This window comes from Stenotrophomonas sp. PI_27, assembly GCF_027854495.1.
Classification (GTDB): Bacteria; Pseudomonadota; Gammaproteobacteria; order Xanthomonadales; family Xanthomonadaceae; genus Stenotrophomonas; species Stenotrophomonas pavanii.
The window spans coordinates 143,110-152,026 of sequence record NZ_JAJNOF010000011.1; the positions used below are offsets into that span (position 1 = coordinate 143,110).

At 64.7% G+C, this 8,917-nt stretch carries 8 protein-coding genes; 4 read left to right on the plus strand and 4 right to left on the minus strand.

Annotated elements, in window-relative coordinates; genetic code table 11:
• Positions 1-29: 29 nt before the first annotated feature.
• From LRM18_RS15010 to LRM18_RS15020, 3 genes are read right to left on the minus strand one after another with little or no spacing between them, the layout of a single operon-like run.
• Complete coding sequence (locus tag LRM18_RS15010) at positions 30-401, minus strand: DUF805 domain-containing protein (RefSeq protein WP_064237644.1); 372 nt, start codon at positions 399-401, stop codon at positions 30-32.
• A gap of 49 nt (positions 402-450) precedes the next feature.
• A complete protein-coding gene (locus tag LRM18_RS15015) occupies positions 451-1,164 on the minus strand; it encodes a fimbria/pilus periplasmic chaperone (RefSeq protein ID WP_270954917.1) in 714 nt (237 codons plus the stop codon).
• A 52-nt stretch (positions 1,165-1,216) separates the two neighbouring features.
• Positions 1,217-1,837, minus strand: coding sequence for a fimbrial protein (locus LRM18_RS15020; protein WP_195762735.1), 621 nt, complete (start codon positions 1,835-1,837; stop codon positions 1,217-1,219).
• 256 nt (positions 1,838-2,093) lie between these two features.
• On the opposite strand from LRM18_RS15020, the gene LRM18_RS15025 reads away from it, so the two are divergent.
• The 3 genes from LRM18_RS15025 to LRM18_RS15035 are packed head-to-tail and all read left to right on the plus strand — an operon-like array spanning position 2,094 to position 6,093.
• Positions 2,094-4,583: a fimbria/pilus outer membrane usher protein gene (locus tag LRM18_RS15025; protein WP_270954918.1), complete on the plus strand. Its 2,490-nt coding sequence runs from the start codon at positions 2,094-2,096 to the stop codon at positions 4,581-4,583.
• Positions 4,580-5,083, plus strand: coding sequence for a fimbrial protein (locus LRM18_RS15030; protein WP_064237648.1), 504 nt, complete (start codon positions 4,580-4,582; stop codon positions 5,081-5,083). The genes LRM18_RS15025 and LRM18_RS15030 overlap by 4 nt, the downstream gene beginning before the upstream one ends.
• Entirely contained in the window at positions 5,080-6,093 is a 1,014-nt protein-coding gene (locus LRM18_RS15035; protein WP_270954919.1) for a fimbrial protein, read from the plus strand. The genes LRM18_RS15030 and LRM18_RS15035 overlap by 4 nt, the downstream gene beginning before the upstream one ends.
• Before the next feature lie 64 nt (positions 6,094-6,157).
• Here LRM18_RS15035 and LRM18_RS15040 read toward each other — a convergent pair whose 3' ends face one another.
• Complete coding sequence (locus LRM18_RS15040; protein ID WP_064237649.1) at positions 6,158-6,568, minus strand: hypothetical protein; 411 nt, start codon at positions 6,566-6,568, stop codon at positions 6,158-6,160.
• A gap of 810 nt (positions 6,569-7,378) precedes the next feature.
• On the opposite strand from LRM18_RS15040, the gene LRM18_RS15045 reads away from it, so the two are divergent.
• On the plus strand, positions 7,379-8,917 hold a 1,539-nt coding region (locus LRM18_RS15045; protein ID WP_270954920.1), incomplete at its 3' end, for an autotransporter outer membrane beta-barrel domain-containing protein.

Sequence of the window (8,917 nt, forward strand, 5' to 3'; positions counted from 1 at the left end):
CAGGGTCGACACCTGCCAACGCGTGGCGATTACACGTGCGGAACGGGCGCACCGAAGCGGTTGTCGCCCGGGGTGCTCGGCAGCAGCATGAACACCAGCACCACCAGGCCCACAATCGGCACCAGCATCAGCAGGTACCACCAGCCGGAACGGTCGGTGTCATGCAGGCGGCGCACGGTCACTGCAATCATCGGCACGATGATCGCCAGCCACACCAACGCGCCCACGCCCGTCGATATCAGTACCAGCGTGCCTGAACCGGTGTAGCCAGCAATGAAGCCCAGCACATTCGACGGTATCAATGCGATCACGACGAACAACTGGAACCACCAGAACTCGCTGCGGCTGGCGCGCCCGCTGAACTGGGTGTAGCGGGTGAGCGGAGTCATCATCCTTTTCATGCTGTGCGTTTCTCTCTCTAGGTAGCGCCGAGCCATTGCCCGGCGTCAATCAGTGAATGACCTTTGCCTGGGCATCGCGCGTGGTGCCGTAGTCGTCCAGCCACTGGAATTCCAAGGTTCCCGGCACCGATGCACCCGACGGAAGTGGCAGGTCCAAGCGCTCACCCGGTGCCACCATGTCCACCTCGATCGTGCTGCCATCGGGCAGCGTCAGGCGGCTCAGCGTCACGTGGTAGAACCCGGGGTTGTACACCTGCAGGGCTTGCCCCTCGGCACGCCATTGCAGTGCTGCGGCAGTGTCACGCGCATGTCCGGGGAGGCCGGCAGGGCGATAGAACAGCTTCACCCGGGTGCGGATGGCGAACTGCAGCAGATTCTGGCCTTCCACGTTCTCGGGCTTGGGCGGTATGTCCAGTAGGTTGAAATACAACAGCGACTCGCGGTCGCTCGGCAGTGCCGCCCCGGCCATTGGCGCATACGTCAGCCGGAAGGCCTGTGCGCCGCCCGCCTCGATGCGGCGCGTGGTCGGTGTCAGCACGAATGGCAGCCTCTGGCTGCCGGCCTTGGCGCTGGCATCGCCATCGTCCAGCCACACCTGGGCAAGGGCGACTTTGTCGCCGCGGTTGTTGGTGTTTACCGTCACCGCGCCCTTGCTGCCGTCGTAGATCACGCGTGTGCCCTGCAGAGTCACTGCCGCTGCGGCGGGGAAAGCGTGGCCTGTACAGACGAGCATCAGCGCCAGCGCGCATGCGCGAATTTTCATGAGAGCGTCCTCTGGAAGAACCACCCGGCAGTGCACTGCCGGGTGGGCGCGCTTACTTGTAGGCGATGTCCATCTGCGCGGTTGCGTTGGCCGTGCCGGCCACCACATCGGCGGCAGCACCGGTCTTGGTGTACCAGACGCTGTGCTTCACAGTTTGCGGTGCAGTATCGGTGACAGTGACGAACTGCGTCGGTGCGCTGTTGATCTTCAGCAGCGTATCGGTGCTGTCATAGATCTTGTACGCCACGCCTTCGGCGTCACTGGCTGCCGTCAGTGCAAGACCACCATCTGCTGTTGATGAACCGCTGAACTTCACCGCCACATCGTGCGAACCAGCGGCGCCTGGGCAGGCCACGGCCACGTCCAGGTCGCGACGGCCGATACGGTCATTGCTCTTCAGATCTTCCAGATCCATCTTGCCCATTGCCACGGCAACGCCACCGTTGATGGTGGCAGTGCAGGTGGTCTCGACAATCTCGCCGGTAATGGTCAGGTCGGCCGCATTAACGGTCGGGGCAGCGGCCAGCAGGACGGCCAGGGCCATCGGGGTCTTCAGGCTCTTCATGGGTGTGCTCTTCAAAAAGTGATGGAATCGGGATCGCCACTGGCATCTGAGCGATGGGTGGACGCGGCAGGAGGGCGCGATGTCCGCCGGCAGGTTCTTTGCGGCCATGGGACAAGGCATGCCCGTTCTTCTGCCCGGCGCATGTTCGGCCTGATCACCGCCACGAGCCATACAACTTGTTGCAAACGCTTACATGCTTGGGAAACTGCAAGTAGTTGCATATTCGACTGCGTGATCGCGCCCTAGTCTGCATCCCCTCCCATCACTACCGGGGCTGCACTGCGGCCGCGTCGACGCCATGCGCCTGACTTCCTCCCCCTGTCAAAGCGGCGCGCAGCATTCCCTGCGCCACACCGCGCTGGCTATGGCCATCAGCACCACGCTGGTGCTTGTAGGCGGGCTGCCTGCGCACGCGCGCACCGGTGGCGAAGTGGAATTCAGCGAAGGCTTTGCGACCGGCTTCGGCAGCGACGACCTGGCGCGCTTCAGCGTGGGCAACCCGGTCGAACCCGGTCACTACAACGTCGATATCCATCTCAACGGCGAGTTCGTGCGCCGCGATGACATCGAACTTGTCGAATCCGATACGCCCTATGTGGCAACGCCCTGCGTGCCCGCGCAGCTGCTGCTTGCACTGGGCCTGAGCGATGCCGCGCGCGACGCCGTGGAGGCGTCCGGGAACCCGCAGTGCGTCGATCTGCAGGCAAGCATCAATGGCGCACGCGTCACCTACGACGACAGCCAGTTGCGCTTGGACATCTCGCTGCCGCAGGTGGCGCTGCAACGCCAGGCGCGCGGCTTCGTCGCACCGGAATTGCGCAACTACGGCATCACCGCCGCGTTCATTGGCTACACCGTCAACCACTACCGCAGCCTGGGCCAGCAGAACAGCTACGCCGGCATTACCAGTGGCGTGAACCTGGGCGCGTGGCGGCTGCGCCACCGCAGTTCCATCAGCCACAACGCGCAGGGTACGCACTTCAGCACGCTCAACAGTTACCTGCAGCGCGACCTGCCGCACTGGAACAGCCAGTTCACTCTGGGCCAGAGCAACACCGGTGGCGAGCTTTTCGACAGCGTCGGCTTCACCGGCGTGCGCGTGGCCACCGACGAGCGCATGCTGCCGGATTCGCTGCGTGGCTATGCCCCGGTAGTGCGCGGCGTGGCGCAGAGCAATGCGCGGGTCACCATCCGCCAGAACGGCGCGGTGCTGTACGAAACCACCGTAGCGCCCGGCCCGTTCGCCATTGATGATCTCTACCCCAACGCCGGCAGTGGCGATCTGGAAGTGGCCGTCACCGAGGCCGACGGCCGCGAGGAGCGCTTTACCGTCGCCTTCTCCGCCGTGCCGCAGGCGCTGCGCGAAGGCAGCCAGCGCTTCAGCATCACCGCCGGTGAGCTGCGCAACACGGGCCTGTACCAGCAGGCGCTGCGCTTCACCGAAGGCACCTATGCGCGTGGCGTCAGCAACCGCATGACCCTGCTGGGCGGCGTGCAGGTGGCCGAGCACTACCAGGCCGGTCTGGCAGGCGCGGCGTTCAACACGCCGTTCGGCGCCATCGGTGCCGACGTCACCTACGCGCGCGCGAACGTGCCCGGCGCGCCCGCACAATCGGGCCGCAGCTACCGCCTCAACTACCAGCGCAGCGTGGCGCGCACCGGCACCAACCTGGGCCTGGCTGCGTACCGCTACAGCACCGAAGGCTTCCTTACCCTCACCGACGTCTCGCAGCTGTCGTTCGACCGGCCGCAGGCCGCCGATGCGTTCGTCATGCGCACCCGCCAGCGTTTCCAGATGAACTTCTCGCAGCGCGTGGGCACGCGCGGCCAGCTGTACCTGGCCGGTGGCCATGTGACCTACTGGAATCGCGCGGGCAAGCACAACGACCTGCAGCTGGGCTTCCACAGCAGCTACCGCAGCGCCAACTACACGGTTTCCGCCACGCGTTACCGCATGGCCAGTGGAGCGCCCGATACGCGCCTTTCGTTCATGCTCAGCCTGCCACTGGGACGCGCCACCAACGCGCCGCGCGCCACCGCTACGTACAACGACAGCCGCTTGGGCAGCCAGCAAGAGCTGGGCATCCACGGCAATCTGGGCGAGGCCCGCGCGCTGTCCTACAGCCTGTCGGGCAATCGCGGCCAGGGTGGCAGCGGCTACAACGCCTATGCCAGCTACCAGGGAAGCCGTGCCGATGTGAGCGCGGGCTTCGGCCGCACCAACGGCAGCAGCAGTGTCAACGCGGGCGCCACCGGCGGCGTGGTGCTGCACCCTGGCGGTATCAACTTCGGCCCGGCGCTGGGCGACAGCTTCGCGCTGGTAGAGGCGCAGGGCGCACAGGGCGCCATGGTCGGCAGCGGCCGCAACGTCACTGTGGCGGGCAATGGCTACGCGGTGCTGCCCTATACCAGCCCGTACCGATGGAACCAGATTCATCTGGACACCGCCCACCTGCCGCTTGACGTCGACGTACAGGGTAGCTCGCAGCGTGTGGCACCCAGTGCCGGCAGCATCGTCAAAGTCCGCTTCCAGTCACGCAACGATCGCGTGTGGCTGATCGATGCCAGCCATGCCGACGGCACTCCGTTGGCTTACGGCGCGCAGATCAGGCATGCCGATGGGCACACCCTGGGCCAGGTGGGGCAAGGCGGTGTGCTGGCCCTGCGCGGACTGGAGCCGGCCGGCTTCGTGCACGTGCAGACCGAAGACGGCATGGCTTGCCGACTGCACTACGCCATGCCCGAGGTGCCGGACGGACACGGCCAGTACTGGGCGCAGGCACGCTGCGTGACCATTCCGTCGGCACTGCGGGTTGACGACGCCTCTTCTTCAACTTCTGGAGCTTCCCAATGAAATCCTCCTATCTCATCGCATCACTGCTCATGCTCGGTGTTGCCGCGCAGGCCCATGCCGATTCGGCCACCATCACCGTCACCGGCAAGGTGCTGCCTGGCACATGCACCATGGCCAATGTGCCGGTGACGCTGGCCGATATTGATGCCACCGATCTCAAGACCGGGCATGACAACGGGTTGAGGCCGGCGGTGCTGAACTTCACCGGCTGCGTGGGCGTGACCAGCGTTGATCTGACCTTTGAAGGCACCGCCGACGCCGCGCAGGACGGCCACTGGCTCAACCAGGCCACCGGTGGCGCCACCGGCGTGGCCGTTGCGCTGCTGGATGGCACCACCGGCAACGATTTCCTGCAGAAGGGCGCGAAGAAGACGGTCGCCGTCAATGGTGCCGCCACCGCCAAGCTGGACATGCGCGCCGGCTACTACCGCAAGGCCGGCACATCGCTGAAAGCGGGCGATGTCAGTACGCAGATCACTGTGACGGCGGATTACAAATGAAGCGCGCGAACGAGCCACGGGGCAGCACGATGCCTGTTGCACGGGTTGCGCTCTACGCTCTACTGCTCACCAATGCTGGCGGGGCGATGGCCTGCACCAGTTTGGGTCAGAGGGCGAGTCTCGATATTGACCAGGAGGTGCTCAATGACCCCGCGCCCGGAGTTGTGTTGACGGGGTGGATTGGTTTCATTCCGGGGAATGTCGCACAGATACTCGGATGCGCACAGGACGCGCTGCCGATGGAGATCAACCCGAGCTTCACCGGGCTGACCGCGGTCGGCACCGTGAACTACCAGGGCGAGACCTATGTGACCTATCAGTTCAGCCCGACGTCTCCTCTGCTGATCTTCAGGCACGCAGGGTACGCGGGAGGTGGCACCGGTGGCTCCGGGTTCCACTATACGCCGCTGACGATTGGTACACGGGTGAGTATCGAGGGACTTCGACGGGGCACCAACTTAGCGATCAACTCCACGTTCCATGTCGCGGTAGTCTCGCGCGGTGGTCCGATGCAGGCAGCCTCGGCGAGTCTCGGAACGGGCACCACGTGGCTGCGTGATTTCCCATCGCTCGTCATTCAGCACCCCATTCGCGTTACTCTCCAGCTCCGTAATCCAACCTGCGCGCTCAGCGATGCCGGTTTCAGCATGAACGATGTTTCCGCCGATGTACTGGACGCAGCGGGCAGTAGCAGCCCCGAGCAGACGTTCCAGGTGAAGCTGCAGTGCGAGGCCGCTGGCGCGCCGTTGAAACTGACGCTGACCGACGCCAATGCGCCTACGGCCACCGGCAGCCTGTTGAGGCCCACAGCCAATGCCACCGCGCAGGGCGTCCATGTGGAACTGCTGCGCAATGGCGTGCCGGTGGTGCTCGGGCAGCAGTGGAACCACGGCGTGTCTGGCGCGGGTGCGCAGAGCATCGATCTGCAAGCGCGTTATGCGCGGGTGGCCGGCACGTTCAGGATCGGGGTGGTGGAAGGGCAGGCAGTACTCACCGCCGACTATCGCTGATACTGTGGATCAGGCGCGGGATGGGATGACCGGCGACGCCGGACCAAGCCCAGCGATACCTGGATTACGCCGCCCGCAACTGCACATCCACATATTCGGCCAGCCCACGGCAGGCCAGCAACAGCCCTTCGCGCGCGCCGTCATCCATGTGCTGGTCGATATCCCCGTCCACGCGGACGCGTTCGGTGGCGTGCAGCAGTTCCAGCAGGAAACTGAGCCCTGCATTGGCGCGGTCGATGCGCGCCAAGGCCAGGCGCTGGCCCGGTGTGCGGTTGCTGCCGGGCCACGGCTGGCCATCGGCGGCATCGCCTTGGCGGATGTACTGCAGGCAGGCCTGCAGGGTGATGGCGCCAGGACTGTGACCGGTCTGCAGCGCAACGAAGGTGTCTTCCAGCGTGCGGGCCAGGTCATCGGGCAGGCGCGTGGCGGCCTCGCCCAGGGTGGCGAACAGGTGCGGGTAGGCGGAAGCGGTCATGGTGGCGTCCTTGTGCAAACGGCAAGGGGCCACCCTGCTTAACAGCGAGGGTGGCGGACGGTGCGTGGTTCCAATACCGGTGGTAGCTCTGCGAAACGCCGGCGGGCACGAGGCCCCCACGCACCGCCCGCCATAGGTGCGCGGACAGAATGCCTGCCGACGCCACCCAACAAGGAAAGGGTGACGCCGGCAGGCAAGCGTAAACAACAGAGTTACCTAACGGGATTGGAAGCCCGTGCCACCCGTTTCCGGTGGCGCTACATGATTTGCATGAAGCGCCAATGCTGCCAATGAGAATTGTTGGAAAGTTCGAAAGCGTTGCAACTTTGTCGCTGGCAGGTAGCGGATGGTGATTCTTGCCGAACGCGACATTCCCTGTAGCGTCGAGCCATGCTCGACTCTACAGCGGCATCGCGCAAGGAAGACGGTGCCGGAGTCATTCCGTGCGGTATGCATTTCCACTTCCGCCACGTATGCGACATGGCGCTACCCGTGATCACCACACATCATGCCGAGCGCAGGCAGATGCCGAGCTGAAGCTGGGCTGCGTTGGCGCGTGGGGCGGCGCAAGCGTGCAACGCGGCTACTGCCATCTGGTTGGTCGGCGGGCTTGTGCATGGCCTGGCAATGGGCGATGACCCCATAGAGTCCGAGCCATACCTGGCGTCGGTGAAGTCGGTCATTGCCGCAATCGAATGAATCTGGGCGTGTCTTTGCAATTTGTTGCATTCAAGTACGGGGTTGGGGCTGCCACATTGCCGTCCGCGACGGATACACCCGCGTTCCCAATCAGCCTAGACAGAGAATTGAATGTCCATCACACCCCCACGTCATTTGTTGGCCATCGCGTTGGCCAGTGTTCTATCGACCGCCGTACCTGCGATGGCCCAGCAGGTCATTGCCGATGGCGACAGCCCCGGCGAAGAACTGAAGCAGCCGCCTGAAGGAAGCTACGCGACCAGTGGTCCAGGCGAGTTTGTTTTCCATGCCCGCAATGGCGGTGCAATCATCCCTCTGGCGCCGACGCATCTTTCAACCTCCGGAGAGGATGCCGCTGCCGTACGTGTTGAGGGCGTCGGTAGTATCGTCACCCTGCGGCCAGATAGCAGCATCCTCACCACGGGTACGACCTCAGCAGGTGTGTCAGTCACCGCCGCGGACTTCTCGGCATATGGCACACGCATCGAGACACGTGGGGCGGCATCTGCGGGCGTCGAAATTGACGGCGTCTCCGGTGCGGATCTGATCGACAGCGCCGTACACACCACCGGTGCGGCGTCGCACGGTCTGGTGGGCGCGGGCGGGGGCTATCTGTTCCTCCGCGACAGTCATGTTCACGTGGAAGGTGAAGGCTCCTGGGCTGCGGTCCTGAGTGACGACAGCTGGTTGCAGATCCACGGTGGCTCGCTGGTCAGCCAGCAGCATGGTGGGGTGTGGATACGGGGTGCGCGCATTCCCGGCATGACCCTGGCCGATGGTGCAGTGCTGTACGGTGGCAACCGGGTTGCCCTGCAACTGGACGCTGCCGTGACCGGGCGCTTCGATGTGGCACTGGAGAACAATGCCGTGATGGTGGGTGACATTGTCATCAATCCTGACGACCTGGCGGCCGGCCTGGTGCCGCAGTCGGAGGTGCATGTGCAGCTCGGCAGCGGGACCGCATGGAACGGCACCTCGGATCTGGTTCAAGCGATCTCAATGGAGACGGGTAGCCGCTGGATGCTGACGGGCGACGCACGTGTCGGCGAGCTGTCGGCCATGGGGAGTGAGCTGGTGCTTTCCGATCCCTGGCAGATCGGCTTCAACACGCTGACGGTGGATGGCAATCTGCACAGCGAGGCTGCGACGTTCGTTTTCCGCGGCGCCCTTGAAGGTGATGACTCGGCAATGGACCGCCTGCACGTGCGCGGCGACAGCAGCGGCGATGCAACGGTGGTTGTGCAGAACATCGGCGGCCTGGGTGCGCAGACGCTGGAGGGCATCACACTGATCCAGGTGGACGGGGCGTCGTTGGCCAACTACGCGCTGGCCGGTCGCGCGGTGGCGGGTTCGTATGACTACTTCCTGCACAAGGGAGGCGTTGCCGGTGGCGAAGGCAACTGGTACCTGCGGTCGCAGTTGCCAACCGCCCCAGACCCGTGCGCGATCGACCCATCGCTGCCGGGATGCGTGCCGGTGGATCCGACGGATCCGACGGATCCAATCGATCCGATCGATCCGGTCCTGCCGCCGCCGGTGTTGCGCCCGGAAGCGGGCGCCTACCTGGCCAACCAGTCGGCTGCGATCAGCATGTTCTCCCATCGTCTGAACGACCGCATCGGTGCCGTCTCGCGGGATGAAGGCCGTGCC